Genomic DNA, 16360 nt, shown 5'->3' on the forward strand with positions numbered 1-16360 from the left:
GGACCTCACCCATGCACCGCGTCATTCGACGCGAAGATCGATTCGCCGCGCGTTATCGAGAGCCCCGAGTTTCATCGACACGCCATATCTGCGCTGCCCATTCAGCCTGCTGCGCGTTTCAGTGTTCGCAACGCGAAGGTCGGGCTAAACCGCCGGAAAGCCTTCAGGACGACGCCATGACCGAGACCCTCAACCTCAATCACCTAATCAACGGCGAGCGTTTAAACGTGGCGCGGTCCGGCGAACGACTGAATCCATCGGACACTAACGACCGCGTCGCCACAATGCCCGACGCCGGCCAGGCCGAGGTGGACGCCGCCGTCGCCGCCGCTAGGGCCGCCTTCCCCGCCTGGTCGGAGGCCAGCCCGGAAGCCCGCTCCGACATGCTGGACCGAGCCGGGACGCTGGTCATGGAGCGGCGCGAGACGCTCGGCCGCCTGCTCTCGCGCGAGGAGGGCAAGACCCTGGCCGAGGGCATCGGCGAGACCGTACGCGCCGGTCGCATCCTGAAGTATTTCGCCGGCGAGGCTCTGCGCGTGCACGGCCAGAATCTGTCCAGCGTCCGCCCCGGCGTCGAGATCCAGACCTATCGCCAGGCCGTCGGCGTCTATGGCCTGATCACGCCCTGGAATTTCCCCATCGCCATCCCGGCGTGGAAGGCGGCGCCTGCGCTCGCGTTCGGGAACACGGTGGTGATGAAGCCCGCCGGCCTGACCCCCGCCACGGCGTCCGCGCTCGCCGACATCCTAGTCGAGGCCGGCGTGCCCAAGGGCGTGTTCAACCTCGTTATCGGTCGCGGCAGCGTGGGCCAAGCGATCGTCGACCACCGCGATGTGGACGCCATCTCGTTCACGGGCTCGCAAGGCGTGGGCGCGGGCGTCGCTCTGGGCGCCATCAAGCGTCAGGCCCGGGTTCAACTGGAAATGGGCGGCAAGAACCCGCTGATCATCCTGGACGACGCCGATCTCGACCGCGCCGTCATGGTCGCGCTCGACGGTTCTTATTACGCCACCGGCCAACGGTGCACCGCCTCCAGCCGCCTGATCGTGACAGACGCCGTCCACGACAAGTTCGTCGCCGCCTTGGCCGACAAGGTTGCGTCGCTGCGCGTCGGCGCGGCGCTCGATGCCACGACACAGGTCGGCCCGGCCGTCTCCGAGGACCAGATGGAGACGAGCTACAAATACATCGACATCGCCCGCGAGGGCGGCGGCCGCGTCGTCGCCGGCGGCGACCGCCTGAGCCTCGCGACCCCCGGCTGGTACGTCCAGCCGACCCTGATCGCCGACACCGATCCGTCGATGCGCATCAACACCGAAGAGGTCTTCGGCCCCGTCGCCTCGACGATACGGGTCAAGGACTACGAGGAGGCCCTGTCGGTCGCCAACTCCACCGAGTTCGGCCTCGCCGCCGGCATCGTCACCACTTCGCTGAAGCACGCCCGCGACTTCCAGCGCCGCGCCAAGGCCGGGATGACCATGGTCAACCTGCCCACCGCCGGCGTCGACTACCACGTGCCGTTCGGCGGCACGAAGAGGTCCAGCTACGGCGCGCGCGAACAAGGCTTCGCCGCGGTCGAGTTCTTCACCCAGACCAAAACCAGCTACTCCTGGAGCTAGCGGGACCGGCGCAGAACTCATTGGCGGGCTTGCCAGGCGCGGAAGTGAGGTGCAGGCGGACATCCATTAGCCCTGACGGAGACGCCGCCATGTCCACGCTCCAGCTCGATCTCGACGACCGCATCCTGTGGATCCGGCTTAACCGACCGGATCAGCTGAACGCCTTTGACGTGGCCATGGGCGACGAGTTGGAGGCGGCGTTCCGTGATGCGAGCCGGAACGACGACGTCGGGGCCGTGATCGTGACGGGAAACGGCAAGGCCTTCTGCGCCGGAGCCGACCTGACCCGAGAGGGAAATGTCTTCGCGCTGGACGAAACGGCCGACCCGGATCTGGCCATGCTTCGAGAGGAGTTCGATGAGCCGCATGTGCGCGAATTCATCCGCGACAAGGGCGGCCGGGTGACCCTGGCCATCCATCAGTGCCGCAAGCCCGTGATCGCCGCGATCAACGGCGCGGCCGTTGGCGTGGGCGCGACCATGTCCCTGGCGATGGATTTCCGCATGGCCTCGACGGCGGCTCGGATGGGCTTCGTCTTCGCGCGACTGGGCGTCGTGCCTGAGGCCTGTTCGACCTTCTTCCTGCCCCGTCTGGTCGGGATGCAGCAGGCGCTGGAATGGTGCCTGACAGGCGACATCTTCGACGCCGAGACCGGCAGGGCGGCAGGTCTGATCCGGTCGGTGCACGAGCCGGATCAGTTGCTGGCCGAAGCCGAAGCCTTCGCGCGCCGCCTGATCAAGGGATCGCCCGCCGCCACGGCCGTGACGCGTCAGATGCTGCGCCGGAACGCCTCTCTGCCCGATCCGGTCGAGGCGCATCTGATCGAGACCCTCGCCATGTTCGACCTCAGCCGCTCAGACGGCAAAGAGGGCGTCGCCGCCTTCTTGGAGAAGCGGAAGCCGGTGTTCACCAACAAGGCCAGCGCCCTGCCCGGCCGTCTGGAAGACCTGTTCTCCTAAGACTCAGACCAGCCGGCTCTGCACCACGGCCGCCTCGATGAAGCTGGCGAACAGGGGGTGGGGCTTGAAGGGCCGGCTCTTCAGTTCCGGGTGGTACTGGACGCCGATGAACCACGGGTGGTCGGTGCGCTCGACCGTCTCGGGCAGGACGCCGTCGGGCGAAAGGCCGGCAAAGACCAGTCCCTTGTCCTCGATGGCCTCGCGATAGTTGATGTTGACCTCGTAGCGGTGGCGGTGCCGCTCGCTGATGGCGGTCGAGCCGTAGATCGCCGCGATCTTCGAACCCGGCGCCAAGGTCGAATCATAGGCGCCCAGACGCATGGTGCCGCCCAGGTCGCCGCCCTGCTGGCGCAGGACCCGCTGGTTGCCTTGCGTCCATTCGGTCATCAGGCCCACGACCGGCTCGTCGGTCGGGCCGAACTCGGTGGAGGAGGCTTTCGGGAAGCCGGCCTGGTTCCGGGCCGCTTCGATCACCGCCATCTGCATGCCGAAGCAGATGCCGAAATAAGGAATGTTGCGTTCGCGGGCGAAGCGGGCCGCCTCGATCTTGCCCTCGGCCCCACGCTCGCCGAAGCCGCCGGGGACAAGGACCGCGTGGGCGCCCTGGAGCCGATCCTCACAGGCCTGCCGGTCGCCCTCGAAGGTGTCGGCCTCGACCCAGTCGATGTTGACCTTGACCTGATTGGCGACGCCGCCGTGATGCAGGGCTTCGATCAGCGATTTGTAGGCGTCCTTCAGCACCGTGTATTTGCCGACCACGGCGACCGTGACCTCTCCATCGGGCTGCAGGCGGCGACGGACGATCTCGTTCCAGCCCGTCAGGTCGGGCTGGGGCGCATCGATGATGCCGAAGTGAGCCAGAACCTCGGTGTCCAGCCCCTCGCGGTGATAATCCAGCGGCACGGCGTAGATGTCGGCCGAATCCATCGCCTGGATGACGCCGCTCTCCCGCACGTTGCAGAACAGACCGATCTTGCGCTTCTCGTCGGCCGGAATCGGCTGTTCGCAGCGGCACAGCAGGATGTCCGGCTGGATGCCGATGGAGCGCAGCTCCTTCACCGAATGCTGCGTCGGCTTGGTCTTCATCTCCCCGGCGGTCTTGATGAACGGCAGCAGGGTCAGATGAACGAAGCAGGACTGGCCACGCGGAAGGTCCTGACCCAGCTGGCGGATGGCCTCGAAGAAGGGCAGCCCCTCGATGTCCCCGACCGTGCCGCCGATCTCGACCAGGACGAAATCGACATTTTCGCCCTCGTCCGTCAGCGCCGGCGTCAGACAGAACGATTTGATCTGGTCGGTGACGTGCGGAATGACCTGCACGGTCGCGCCGAGGTAATCACCGCGCCGTTCCTTCTCCAGGATGGTCGAATAGATGCGGCCGGTCGTGATGTTGTCGGACTTTGCCGCCGATACGCCGGTGAAGCGCTCGTAGTGACCCAGGTCCAGGTCGGTCTCGGCCCCATCATCGGTCACGAAGACCTCACCGTGCTGATACGGGCTCATCGTGCCCGGATCCACGTTCAGATAGGGATCGAGTTTGCGCAGGCGGACCTTGTAGCCGCGCGCCTGAAGCAATGCGCCGAGGGCCGCCGACGCCAGCCCCTTGCCAAGCGAGGAAACCACGCCGCCCGTGATGAAAACATATCTAGCCACGGGAGGTCACCTTAGGCGCTGATTCGGCGCCGCCGAAGGGATCGGTTCGCGATCCCCTGTTGAAAACAAAACTCCGCCCCGGACCAGGTCCGGAGCGGAGGCAATCAGGGCGGGAGGGGAGGCGGAGGATCTCCCCGCCGTCACCCTATTGCTCCGGCGCGGGCGCCGGGGTGGAGCCAGCCGTCGGCAGGCTGGCTTCCAGGTCGTCGAGCGACGGCGCGGCCGGAGCGGCCGGCGCCGTTTCGGCCGGAGCGGTCGTCGGAGCCGTGGCGGGCTGGCTGTCGAGAGCGATCGAGCCCACGGCGTCCGCGTCCACAACCGAACGGTTGGCCCGTTCCATGTTGCCGACGATGGTCAGCGAGATGGCGCAGATCACGAACAGGCCGCCCAGCCACCAAGTGGTGGTGGTCAGAAGGTTGCCGGCGCCGCGCGCAGTCATGAAGCCCGACGGCCCGCCGCCCATGCCCAGCGCGCCGCCTTCGGAGCGCTGCAGCAGGATCACCCCGGACAGGGCGATCGAGATGATGATCATGGCGACGAGAAGAATGGTCTGAAGCATGGCGATCTACATTGGGCGCAGGGGCGCGCCGATCAAGCGGCGGCGTCTAACATCCTTGTTCGTCGGCGGCAACGATGCGGTCAGGCGGCGCGAATGATCGCCAGGAAGTCCGCAGCCTTGAGCGACGCCCCGCCCACCAGTGCGCCGCCGACCTCATCCACGGCGAGAATGTCGCGGGCGTTCCCCGGATTGACGGAGCCGCCGTAAAGGATCGGCGCGGCGCGACCGCCCTCCCGCAACCGCTCGATCATCGCGTCGCGAGCGGCGGCATGGATCTCGGCGATCTGATCCAGCGTCGGCGTCAGACCCGTGCCGATGGCCCAGACCGGCTCATAGGCCAGGGCCCAGTCCCGACCGGCCAGACCGTCGTTCAGGGAACCCAGAATCTGGTCGCGCACGACCGACACCGCCTGGCCCGCCTCGCGCTGGGCCAGGGTCTCGCCGACGCAGACGATGGGCGTCAGGCCCGCACGCAGGGCGGCGCCGACCTTCTGCGACACCAGGGCGTCGATCTCGCCGAACTCTTGGCGGCGCTCGGAGTGGCCCAGAATCACAGCCCTGGCGCCTGCGTCGACCAGCATCTCTGCCGATACTCCGCCGGTGTAGGCGCCCTTCTGCTCCACCCGGCAGTCCTGCCCTCCGACCATGATTGGGCCCCCGTCGATGATGCGGGCCATGCGTTCGATCAGGGTCGCGGGCGGGCACAGGCCGACGCGAGCCGAAGCTGGATTCTGCTGCAGGTCGGCCAGCATTTCGGCGACGGCGCCAGCCAGGTCGGCGGCCACGCCGTTCATTTTCCAGTTGCCGACGATCATCTTCACGGATTGTTTCATGCGCCTTCTGTAGGCGCCGTCTCGCTCCCTGCCAAGCCTCCCGCAAAGTCCGACGCTTGCGGGGCGACAGCCCCCTCCCCTATACGGCCCGGTGGCGCTCTTCGCCGTCCGACCGTCAGGCTCCTTCGATGATTTCCGTGTTCCGTGACTTCGCCAAGTCCAAATGGGCCGCCGGCCTGTTCATCCTGCTGATCATCAGCTTCGCCATCGTCGGCGGCAGCCAGACCGACGTGTTCAAGAGCCTTGGGGCCCAACACGTGATTTCCGCCGGCGATCGCTCGGTGGACGCCAATCAGTTCCGCGCGGATTTCGAGCGCATCCGCACCAACGCGGCCGAACAGGAAGGGCGGCCGCTGACGACCCAGGACCTGGTCGACGCCAATGTCCACGTCCGCTACCTGGAGGCTCAGACCCAACGCCTCGGTTTCATGGAGTGGGCCGATCGCGTCGGCATCCGCCCGGACGAATCCCTGATCATCAAGCGCATCCGCGAGATTCCGGCCTTCTTCAATCAGGTCACGGGCGCCTTCGATCAGGCCCAGTACGAACAGGCGCTGGCGCGTCAGAACGTCACCCCGGTGCAGTTGGAAGAGGAGTTCCGCGACACCGCCGTGACCGAGCATTTCGGCAGCGCCGTCTCCGCCGGCCTGCGTTCGCCACGCATTTACGGCGCCCTGGTCGCTGGTCGCGCGCTGGAGCTGCGTGACGGTCGCTGGTTCAACGTGACCCAGGCCATGGCCGGCACTGCCGGCGCCCCGACGGACGCTCAGCTGACCGCCTTCATGAACGAGAACGCCGCCCAACTGCGTCGCCCCGAGTTCCGCATCGTCTCGGTCGTCCTGTTCAATGACGCAGCTGGCTCCACCCCGCCCGCAATCCCTGAGGCGCGCATCGTCGAACGCTTCAACTTCCGCAAGGATGGGCTGTCGACGCCGGAACGCCGCACCTTCACGACCCTGACGGTCGGCGATCGCGCCGCCGCCGACCGCATCGCCGCCGCCCTGCGCGCCGGACAGTCGCCGACCGCGGTGGCCCAGGCCAACCGCATCCAGCCCGCCGAATACGCCGCCCAGCCGCAAAGCGCCGTGCCGGACCCCGCCGTCGGAACCGCCGTCTTCGGCCTGACCACCGGCCAGGTCTCGGCCCCGATCCAGGGTCGCGTCGGCTTCACGGTCGCCAAGCTGGTGTCCGTCACCCCGGGGGCCCCCGCCACGCTGGAGGGCGTGCGTGACGCGATCGTCGCCGAGCTTCAGGAGGAGGACGCCAAGGCGCGCGTCTACGGCCGTGTCGAGGCCTACGAGAAGGCCCGCGCCGACGGCAAGCCGCTGGCCGACGCGGTCCGCGAGGTCGGCGCACGCATCGTACAACTGCCGCCCTTCACCCAGGACGGTCGCCTGCCCGACGGCCAGCCGATGAACGCTCCGCCGCAGATCCTGCAGAACGCCTATGCCCTGGCCAAGGGCGCAGAGTCCGACGTCGTCGACGCCGGCCAGGGCCAGTATTTCGTTCTGCGTCTGGACGACATCCGGCCGGCCGCCCTGCCGACGCTGGCCGAAATCCGCGAGCCCCTGGCCCGCCAGTGGGTCGCGCGCGAGAACGCCCGTCGTCTGACCAACAAGGCCGAGGAGCTGGCCGCCCGCGTGCGCGGCGGCGAGGACATCGCGGCCGTGGCCCGTTCGGCCGGCGCTGAGCTGACCAGCCAGACCGGCGTGCAACAGAACGCAGCGGCCCAAAGCGCATACGGCGACGGCGTCCTGGGAGGCCTGTTCGGTCAGGGTCGCGGTCAGGTCTTCACCGGCCCAGCGTCGGAAACCGCCTTCGTCGTCGGTCGCGTGGACGCCGTACGCGCCCCCACCGCCGCTCTGGCCGCACCGATCGGCCAGCAGATCCGTCCGCGCATGGTCCAGGAACTGACCCAGGGCGCAGGCGAGGCCCTGGTGTCCGCCGCCGCCCGCGCCGTGAAGGCCGAGAACGATCCCGCCCGAGCCCTCGAGGCCCTGGGGGTGACGCCGTCGGCCACCGGCGCCGCGACGCCCGGCGCCCCCGCCGCTCCGGCTCAATGAGCCCAGACGGCGCGGAGCCCGATCGCGCGGAGATCCTCGCGGAACTGACGCAGGGACGACCCCAGGTCGTCGTGCGCCGGATCGTCGACGACCTGGAGACGCCGGTCTCGGCCTATCTCAAAGTGGGTTGGGGCCGTCCCCACGCCTTCCTGCTGGAATCGGTCGAGGGCGGCGCGCTGAACGGCCGCTATTCCTTCATCACGCTCGAACCCGACGTGGTCTGGCGCTGCCGCGACGGCGTGGCCTCGGTCGCGCGTGGCGCCGACGTGGCCGCCAAACGGTACACCCGTCACGACGGTGGCGCGCTGGACAGCCTGCGCGACCTGATCCACGAGATGAAGTTCGACATGCCCGAGGGGCTACCCAAGATGGGCGCGGGCCTGTTCGGGGTGTTCGGCTACGACATGGTCCGGCTGCTGGAGCCGCTGGGCCCGCCCAATCCCGATCCACTGGATCTGCCCGACGCCGTCCTGACCCGTCCGTCGGTGGTGGCGGTGTTCGATTCGGTGAAGCACGAGATCTTCGTCATGGCCCCCATCTGGCCCGGCGGCGATCCGGCGAGGGCCGTCGATGCGGCCGAGGCCCGGCTGGACGATTTCGAGGCCCGGCTGCGTCGCCCGCTGATCGCGCGCGGGGCTGCCGAGCCGACCGGACCGCTCGACTTCCACTCGCCCGTGGATGGTCCCGCCTATGGCGATCTGGTCGCGGCGGCCAAGAACTACATCGCCGCCGGAGACATCTTCCAGGTGGTGCTGAGCCACCGGTTCCGCGCGCCTTGGACGGGCGATCCGTTCGCCTTCTACCGCTCGCTGCGGCGGCAGAACCCGTCGCCCTACCTCTATTTCCTCAACTTCGACGACTTCCAGCTGGCCGGCTCCAGCCCGGAGATCCTCGTCCGGCTGAAGGACGGCGGCGTCACTATCCGCCCGCTGGCCGGGACGCGAGGCCGTGGCGCGACGCCCGAGGCGGACAGGGCGCTGGAGGCCGAACTGCTGGCCGATCCCAAGGAGCGGGCCGAGCATCTGATGCTGCTGGATCTGGGCCGCAACGACGTGGGCCGGGTCGCTGCGCCGGGCACCGTCAAGGTGACCGAAAGCTTCGTCGTTGAACGCTACAGCCAGGTCATGCACATCGTCTCCAACGTCGAGGGCCGGGCCCATCCCGATATCGACGCGGTCGATGCCCTTCTGGCCGCCCTGCCCGCCGGCACGCTTTCGGGCGCGCCCAAGGTCCGGGCCATGGAGATCATCGACGAACTGGAGACCGAGAAGCGCGGCGTCGGCTACGGCGGAGGCGTCGGCTATATCTCGGCGGGCGGAGAGGCGGACATCTGCATCGTCCTGCGCACCGCCATGTTCGCCGACGGCCAGGTCTTCGTCCAGGCGGGCGCCGGCGTCGTCGCCGACAGTGATCCGGCCGCCGAGTTCGCCGAGACCGAGGCCAAGGCCCGCGCCCCCATGCGCGCCGCAGCGGATGCCTGGCGTTTCGAACTGGGCGCGCCGCTCAACACGGCGGGCGAAATCTAGAAGGTCGACGCGACCGGCGGCGCATCGTCGATCGCGACCCCTGGCCCCAAGATCATCACGCCCGCCAGTAGAACGGCGGCGCAGGCGGCCAGAGACGCGGCGGCCAGTGTCCCGAGCACGTTCTGACGGACCTCCGGCTCGCTCAGAGCCACACGGGCGGCGTCGATCTGGTCCTGGGTCTGGCGCATGGATTCTCGAGCTCCGGTGAACGCTCCGATCTCGACCCCGAAGCGTTAACGATCCGTGTTCAGCCGTGTTCGCTTGGCGCGGACGCGGTCCCGCTCTAGAAGCGCAGCCATGATCCTGGTCGTCGATAACTACGACAGCTTTACCTACAACCTCGTCCACTACCTCGCGGAGCTGGGCGCGCAGGCGCATGTCGTGAGAAACGACGACCTGACGACCGAGGAAGCCTGGGCCTTGAAGCCCGAAGCCGTCCTTCTGTCCCCCGGCCCCTGCGCCCCCGACCAGGCGGGCATCTGCCTGCCCCTGATCGACACCGCGCCGCTGGACATGCCGATCCTGGGCGTCTGTCTGGGCCATCAGGCGATCGGTCAGGCCATGGGCGGCCACGTCATCCGCGCCAAGGCCCTGATGCACGGCAAGACCTCGCCCATCCTGCACGAGGGCATTGGCATGTTCGCAGGCCTGCCTTCGCCCTTCACCGCGACCCGCTACCACTCACTGGCGGTCCAGCGTGAAACCCTGCCGAACACGCTTCAGGTCACGGCCTGGACCGAGGACGGCGAGATCATGGGCTTCCAGCACCATCAGCGACCGATCCACGGTGTTCAGTTCCACCCCGAGAGCATCGCCACCGAACACGGCCATGAAATGTTAGCAAGCTTCCTCGATCAGGCGGGCGTCAAGCGTCTGGCCATGGTCTGACGCCGTGTCGGACGGTGGTTTCAAGCCGCTGCTGGCCAAGCTGGTCGACGGCCGGACCCTGACCTCGGAAGAGGCCGGCGACTTCTTCGCCGCCTGTCTTCGCGGCGAGCCCACGCCCGCCCAGGTCGCCGCCGCCGTCACCGCCCTGCGGATCCGCGGCGAGACGGTCGACGAGATCGCGGCCTTCGCTCAGGCGATGCGGAACGCCGCCGTGACCCTGGACCACCCCTACGATGTCATCGACACCTGCGGCACCGGCGGCGACGGAGCCCACACCTTCAACATCTCCACGGCCGCCGCGCTTGTGCTCGCCGGCACCGGCCTGAAGGTCGCCAAGCACGGCAACCGGGCTATGAGCTCCAAATCTGGGTCGTCCGACGTGCTCGGCGTCCTCGGCGTCGATTTGACCGCAGGCCTCACTCAGCAGCGTCGCGCGCTGGACGAGGCCGGCATCGCCTTCCTGTTCGCTCCCGCCTACCACGGGGCCATGCGCCACGTCGGTCCGGTCCGCGCTGAGATCGGTTTCCGTACGGTGTTCAACCTCTTGGGTCCGCTTTCGAACCCGGCGTCTGCGAAACGTCAGGTCATGGGCGTCTATGATCCGCGCCTGGTGGAGCCTCTGGCCGAGGTCCTGGGACGACTGGGAGCGACCCGCGCCTGGACTGTCCACGGCCAGGGTCTCGACGAACTGACCACGACCGGCCCAACCGAGGTCGCGGAATGGAAGGACGGCGTCGTCCGCCGCTTCACCGTCATGCCTGAGGACGCCGGCCTGCCCCGCGCCGACATAGAGGCCCTGCGCGGCGGCGATGCCGACACCAACGCCGCCGCCCTGGCAGCCCTGCTCGCCGGCGAGACCGGCCCCTACCGCAACGTGGTCCTGCTCAACGCCGCCGCCGCCCTGGTCGTCGCCGACAAGGCGCCGGACCTGAAGGCCGGCGTCGCCCTCGCCGCCGCCGCCATCGACGACGGCAAGGCCGCTCAGGCTCTGGCCGACCTCGCCCGCATCACCTCGACGCCCCTACCGACCGAAGACCCTGCATGATCGATGTTCTCGAACGCATCGCCGCCTACAAACGCGAGGACGTCGCCGCGCGGAAGGCCGCCCAGTCGCAGGCAGAGATCGAATCGCTGGCGGTGATCGCCGGCATGCCGCGCGGCTTCCGCTCGGCGCTTGAACGTCGGGCGACGGCCGGCCGCCCCGCCCTGATCGCCGAGATCAAGAAGGCCAGTCCTTCGAAAGGCCTGATCCGCGAAGACTTCGACCCGCCGGCCTTGGCCCGGGCCTATGAGGCGGGCGGCGCGGCCTGTCTGTCCGTCCTGACCGACGGCCCTAGCTTCCAGGGCGCCGACGACTATCTGGTCGCCGCCCGCGGCGCGGTCGCCCTGCCCTGCCTGAGGAAGGACTTCCTCGTCGATCCTTGGCAGGTGGCCGAAAGCCGGGCCCTGGGCGCCGACTGCATCCTGATCATCCTGGCGATGATCGACGACGCGCTGGCCGGCGAACTCCTGGCGGAGGCCCGCCGCTTCGGCATGGACGCCCTGATCGAGACCCACGACGAGGAGGAGATGGCACGCGCCGCCGAACTTGGCGGGGATCTGGTCGGTATCAACAATCGGTCGCTGCGGACGTTCGAGGTCGACCTGGGCGCCACCGCCCGCCTCGCCCCCCTGTCGCCACCCGGATCGCTGCTGATCGCCGAGAGCGGGATCTTCAGCCCTGCCGACGTCGCGGAGGTCGCCGCAGCGGGCGCCTCAGCCATTCTCGTCGGTGAAAGCCTGATGCGACAGGCGGATGTGACGGCGGCGACGCAGGCGCTGCTTGGCTAGAACCACTCACCTGGCGTTAAGTTGACATTAGGCAAGAACACTTACAGAACATCCGCAACGGTTCACGCATTGTTCTGAAGGCGATTCCCCATGCTGACGCGCAAGCAGCACGAGCTCCTGATGTTCATCCACGAACGGATCAAGGAGACTGGCGTCTCCCCCTCGTTCGACGAGATGAAGGAGGCGCTGGATCTGGCGTCCAAATCGGGCATCCACCGGCTTATCACGGCGCTGGAGGAACGCGGCTTCATCCGTCGTCTCGCCCATCGCGCTCGCGCGCTGGAGGTGGTGAAGCTGCCGGAACAGGCCACGACGGGTCCCGTGCGCGGCCGCGCCGGCTTTACGCCCGCCGTCATCGAGGGCGGCGGACGCCTTGCCCCTTCGGCCGAGCCCGCCAACGACACGCGCGAGCTGACCCTGGTCGGCAAGATCGCCGCTGGCGCGCCCATCGCGGCCCTTCAGGGCGACAACGGCCGCTATCACGTGCCCGAGACCATGCTGGGCGCCGGCGAGCACTACATGCTGGAGATCGAGGGCGACTCGATGATCGAAGCGGGCATCCTCAATGGCGACCTGGTGGTCATCAAACGCGTCGATACCGCCGCTTCGGGCGAGATCGTCGTGGCCCTGGTGGAAGGCGAGGAAGCGACCCTCAAACGCCTGCGCAAGAAGGGGAACTCCGTCGCCCTTGAGCCCGCCAACCGCAACTACGAAACTCGCATCTTCGGCCCCGATCAGGTCGAGGTTCAGGGCAAGCTGGTCGGCCTCATCCGCCAGTATCATTGACGTCGGCGTCCGCCGCATCGGGATCGCCGACGCGGCTCCACGGTCGGTCGCCGCGCACGTCGGCGGCCCAAACGGCGCGCCACCCTTGGTCGGTGCGCCACAACTCGACAGAGCCGCCTCGGGCATAGTCGACACCATCCAGCACGAGCTTGCCGTTGCAGACCGCGGGCAGCGCCTCAACGACGGCCCGGACGCTCACCAGCGGGGCGGACTGGCACAGCGCCGCCAGAGCCTCAGCATCCGGCGCCCGCTTGCCCCACCACAATGCCACCGGGCCTGACGCCGAACTCATCGGTGCGCAGCTCGATCGCGCGCAGACCCACCCTGCCTCCGGCCTGGGCTCCAGCTTCAGCCCTCGCCGTCTCGACCACAGGTCTGCCGCGAACTCCCGGACCCTCGGCCGCACGACGACCGCGTCGCCCGCGACGCTGAAGGCTGCATTGGTCCCGCCGTCGCCGATCCAAACGTCTGGAGTCGGCGCTCTGGGCCAGATCAGTACGGCGCAGGCGAGCGGCAGCCCCAGCCACCGCAGCCGCCCCTGCCAAAGACAGACGAACAGCACGCCGAGAAACGCGATGGGCAGTACATAGTCCGGCGCGCTGGCGATGGTCTTCACCGCGCCCGGCAGGCCCGCCGTCCAGTGGCCGATGACCAGCATCAGATCGACGCCCTTGCCCGCCACCCACAGGAAGGGCCCGCCCAGCCCCAGAGGCTCCAGCAGAGCCCCGAATGCCAGCGCCGGCATCATCAGGAAATCCGCGATGGGCGAGGTCGTCAGGTTCGCGACCAGCCCGTACATGGCCGCCCGGTTGAAATGCTGAATCGCAAACGGCCCCGTCGCCGCGCCCGCGACCAGGCTGGCGGTCACCGCCACCGTCACCCAGTGACCCGCCGACTGCACCGCCGCAATGGGCCATGGGACCGACAACTCCCGCGTCCGGGGCGGCCACGCCTCCGACAAAGCGACCAGCGCGGCCGTCGCCGCGAACGACATCTGGAATCCCGGCGTGACGATGGCCTCGGGCTGCAGGATCAGCACCACCATGGCCGCCACCGCCAAGGCGTGCATCGTGACCGCCGGTCGGTCCAGAAGGATCGAGGCGAAGGCGATCGACGCCGTGATCGCCGCCCGCTCCGCCGGCGCGGGCGCGCCCGACAGCACCAGATAGCTCCACACCGCGACCAGTCCAACGATCGCCGCGACCTTCTTGCCCGACACCCTGAGCGCCAGCCACGGCCATGCCGCCACCAGCAGTCGCACCAGGAAGAAGGCGAACCCGCCGACGATGGCCATGTGCAGGCCCGAGATCGACAGGATGTGCGCCAGTCCCGAATCCCGCATCGCCTCGAGATCGTCCTTCGCGATCCAGGTCTCATGGCCCGTCGTCATGGCGGCCGCGACGCCGCCGGTCCGCTCGCCGAGCCGGTCCACGATCCGCTGCGCCAGGGCAAACCGCGCGCCATTCAGTGCCATGGCCAAATGCAACCGCCAGGGCGGCGGCGCGAGATACGCAGAACGGGTCTCGCCGAGCGCGAACGCCGTCCCGCCCAACCCTTGAAAATAAGCGTTGCGGCCGAAGTCGTAGGCCCCCGGGCTGGCCGGGGGCGGAGGCGGATTGAGGATGGCGAACAGCCGGATCGCCTCCCCCGGCCTCGGCGGCTCGCCCCGCACTGTGGCCCTGAGCCGGATGGGCGTCGCCTCGGGCTCCAGCCCCCGGATACGAACCGGCGCGAGGACGATCCGATGACCCCGATCACCCGGACTGTCGACATCCACGACCCAGCCCTCGACCACGGTGGGCTCAGCCATTGCAGCGGCGATCGGCGCCGCCACCCGCTCCGTCCTCACCTTCGCCCCCGCCAGCCCCAGGAACAGGCAGGCGACCAGCATCAGCGGCAGGGTCACGGCCCGTCCGCGCCCCACGACCCGGGCTCCTACCCACAGGGCGGTCGCCACAATCGCCGCCAACGCCAGGGGCCACATGGGCGGCTCCGACCTCAGAGCGAAATAGATCGCCGCCCCGCCGCCGAACGCCACCGGCGCCCACAGGCGCCAGCGCATCGACTGGGCCAGCACCTCGCTCCACACCCAGCCACGAACGCGCACCGACAGGCTGGGCTTTGCCGCGTCGGGGGGTATAAGGGCGGCCCGTTTGGACCCCTCTCCCATGCCAACAGACTCTTCGCCCCAGGTCGTCACCCGTTTCGCCCCCTCGCCCACCGGCTACCTCCACATAGGAGGCGCGAGGACAGCTTTGTTCAACTACCTATACGCGAAGGGACGCGGCGGGAAATTCCTTGTCCGCATCGAGGACACCGACCGCGAGCGTTCGACCGACGACGCGGTCAAGGCGATCTTCGACGGCCTGAGTTGGCTGGAGCTGTTCGCCGACGAAGAGCCAATCTTCCAGTACAGCCGCGCCGACCGCCACCGCGAGGTCGTGGACCGGCTTCTGGAGCGCGGCGCCGCCTATCGCGACTTCACATCGGCCGAGGAGACAGGCCGCCTCCGTGACGAAGCCAAGGCCGAGAAGCGCACCTTCGAATCCCCCTGGCGCGACCGCACCCCGACTGTCGACGATCTGTCGCAGCCGCACGTCGTCCGCTTCCGTCGCCCACTGCCCGGCCGCGTGACCGTGCCCGACGCCGTTCAGGGCGAGGTCAGCTGGGACGCCAACGATCTGGACGATCTGGTCCTGCTCCGCTCGGACGGCGCTCCCACCTACAACCTCGCCGTCGTCGTCGACGACCACGACATGGGCGTGACCCACGTCATTCGCGGCGACGACCACCTGAACAACGCCGCGCGCCAGTCGCTCATCTATGACGCGCTGGGCTGGACCCGGCCGGTCTTCGCCCACATCCCCCTGATCCACGGCCCCGACGGCGCCAAGCTGTCCAAGCGCCATGGCGCCCAGGCGGTCCACGAGTACGCCGAGATGGGCTACCTGCCCGAGGCGATGCGCAACTATCTGGCCCGCCTCGGCTGGGCCCATGGCGACGACGAGCTGTTCGGCGACGCTCAGGCGCGCGAGTGGTTCGACCTCGACGGCGTCGGCAAGGCGCCGGCTCGGCTCGATTTCGACAAGCTGGCCCACGTCAACTCGCACTGGCTGCGTCTGGCCGGTGATGACCGTCTGGCCGGCATGACGCTGGACGCGCACCTCGCCAAGGGCGCGACCCTGAACGAAGGCGACGAGGCGAAACTCCAGCGCGCAATGCCGTTCGTCAAGGATCGGGCCAAAACCCTGCTCGAACTGGCCGATCAGACCGCCTTTGTGCTCAACAAGCGCCCACTGAACCTCGACGAAAAGGCCCGCGCCCTGTTGTCCGGAGAGACGGCCGAACGCATCGCTCGCGTCCGCGCGAGGCTCGCCCTTTTCGAGAGCTGGGACGTCTTCGCGCTTGAAGCGGAACTGAAAGCCTTTGCCCAGGAGGAAGGCGTCGGCTTCGGCAAGATCGGCCCGCCGATACGCGCGGCCTTGACCGGCGGCGCGGCCTCGCCTGACATCGCCAGAACTCTCGCGGCCCTGGGGCGCGAAGAAGCGCTTGGACGCTTGGATGATGCGCTGCAACACACTAAGTGATCATGCATAACAATCGGGGTTCGGGGCTTCCCGTCCGGACCAAGCACGAAAGCAAGG

The 16360-nt window shown here is 68.5% G+C and carries 14 protein-coding genes; 9 read left to right on the top strand and 5 right to left on the bottom strand.

Annotated features, from left to right (window positions below):
• Positions 1 to 176: 176 nt before the first annotated feature.
• Together O5O43_RS07065 and O5O43_RS07070 are read left to right on the top strand one after the other, a co-directional pair.
• Positions 177 to 1619, top strand: a complete 1443-nt coding sequence (locus O5O43_RS07065) for an aldehyde dehydrogenase family protein (RefSeq protein ID WP_271086194.1) — start codon at positions 177 to 179, stop codon at positions 1617 to 1619.
• Between the two features lie 89 nt (positions 1620 to 1708).
• A complete protein-coding gene (locus O5O43_RS07070) occupies positions 1709 to 2578 on the top strand; it encodes a crotonase/enoyl-CoA hydratase family protein (protein WP_271086195.1) in 870 nt (289 codons plus the stop codon).
• A 3-nt stretch (positions 2579 to 2581) separates the two neighbouring features.
• On the opposite strand, the gene O5O43_RS07075 is transcribed toward O5O43_RS07070, so the two are convergent.
• From O5O43_RS07075 to tpiA, 3 genes are all read right to left on the bottom strand, one after another.
• The gene (locus tag O5O43_RS07075; RefSeq protein WP_271086196.1) at positions 2582 to 4231 is read right to left on the bottom strand and encodes a CTP synthase; all 1650 of its coding nucleotides are present in this window, start codon (positions 4229 to 4231) and stop codon (positions 2582 to 2584) included.
• Between the two features lie 145 nt (positions 4232 to 4376).
• Entirely contained in the window at positions 4377 to 4790 is a 414-nt protein-coding gene (gene secG, locus O5O43_RS07080) for a preprotein translocase subunit SecG (RefSeq protein ID WP_271086197.1), read from the bottom strand.
• An 80-nt stretch (positions 4791 to 4870) separates the two neighbouring features.
• On the bottom strand, positions 4871 to 5623 hold the full coding sequence (gene tpiA, locus O5O43_RS07085; protein ID WP_271086198.1) for a triose-phosphate isomerase: 753 nt from the start codon (positions 5621 to 5623) through the stop codon (positions 4871 to 4873).
• A 128-nt stretch (positions 5624 to 5751) separates the two neighbouring features.
• Here tpiA and O5O43_RS07090 point away from each other — a divergent pair, with 128 nt between their 5' ends.
• Both O5O43_RS07090 and trpE read left to right on the top strand, forming a co-directional pair.
• Positions 5752 to 7686, top strand: a complete 1935-nt coding sequence (locus tag O5O43_RS07090) for a peptidyl-prolyl cis-trans isomerase (RefSeq protein WP_271086199.1) — start codon at positions 5752 to 5754, stop codon at positions 7684 to 7686.
• Complete coding sequence (gene trpE / locus O5O43_RS07095; protein ID WP_271086200.1) at positions 7683 to 9212, top strand: anthranilate synthase component I; 1530 nt, start codon at positions 7683 to 7685, stop codon at positions 9210 to 9212. The genes O5O43_RS07090 and trpE overlap by 4 nt, the downstream gene beginning before the upstream one ends.
• On the opposite strand, the gene O5O43_RS07100 is transcribed toward trpE, so the two are convergent.
• Entirely contained in the window at positions 9209 to 9400 is a 192-nt protein-coding gene (locus O5O43_RS07100) for a peptidoglycan-binding protein (protein ID WP_271086201.1), read from the bottom strand. The two genes, trpE and O5O43_RS07100, sit on opposite strands and share 4 nt — an antisense overlap.
• A 109-nt stretch (positions 9401 to 9509) precedes the next feature.
• Between O5O43_RS07100 and O5O43_RS07105 the strand changes: the two genes are divergently transcribed.
• The 4 genes from O5O43_RS07105 (at position 9510) to lexA (ending at position 12716) form a co-directional block, all read left to right on the top strand.
• Positions 9510 to 10100 (top strand): aminodeoxychorismate/anthranilate synthase component II, encoded by a 591-nt coding sequence (locus O5O43_RS07105; protein WP_271086202.1) that lies wholly within the window; start codon positions 9510 to 9512, stop codon positions 10098 to 10100.
• A 4-nt stretch (positions 10101 to 10104) separates the two neighbouring features.
• A complete protein-coding gene (gene trpD, locus O5O43_RS07110) occupies positions 10105 to 11145 on the top strand; it encodes an anthranilate phosphoribosyltransferase (protein ID WP_271086203.1) in 1041 nt (346 codons plus the stop codon).
• The gene (trpC, locus tag O5O43_RS07115) at positions 11142 to 11930 is read left to right on the top strand and encodes an indole-3-glycerol phosphate synthase TrpC (RefSeq protein ID WP_271086204.1); all 789 of its coding nucleotides are present in this window, start codon (positions 11142 to 11144) and stop codon (positions 11928 to 11930) included. The genes trpD and trpC overlap by 4 nt, the downstream gene beginning before the upstream one ends.
• 90 nt (positions 11931 to 12020) lie before the next feature.
• Complete coding sequence (lexA, locus tag O5O43_RS07120) at positions 12021 to 12716, top strand: transcriptional repressor LexA (RefSeq protein ID WP_271086205.1); 696 nt, start codon at positions 12021 to 12023, stop codon at positions 12714 to 12716.
• On the opposite strand, the gene O5O43_RS07125 is transcribed toward lexA, so the two are convergent.
• A complete protein-coding gene (locus O5O43_RS07125; RefSeq protein ID WP_271086206.1) occupies positions 12697 to 14886 on the bottom strand; it encodes a ComEC/Rec2 family competence protein in 2190 nt (729 codons plus the stop codon). The two genes, lexA and O5O43_RS07125, sit on opposite strands and share 20 nt — an antisense overlap.
• On the opposite strand from O5O43_RS07125, the gene gltX reads away from it, so the two are divergent.
• Positions 14885 to 16303 carry a glutamate--tRNA ligase gene (gene gltX / locus O5O43_RS07130; protein WP_271086207.1) on the top strand — a complete coding sequence of 473 codons (1419 nt, stop codon included), beginning with the start codon at positions 14885 to 14887 and terminating at the stop codon, positions 16301 to 16303. The two genes, O5O43_RS07125 and gltX, sit on opposite strands and share 2 nt — an antisense overlap.
• The last annotated feature ends 57 nt before the right edge of the window (positions 16304 to 16360 follow it).

Origin of the sequence: Brevundimonas sp. NIBR11 (assembly GCF_027912535.1) — a bacterium.
GTDB lineage: Bacteria > Pseudomonadota > Alphaproteobacteria > Caulobacterales > Caulobacteraceae > Brevundimonas.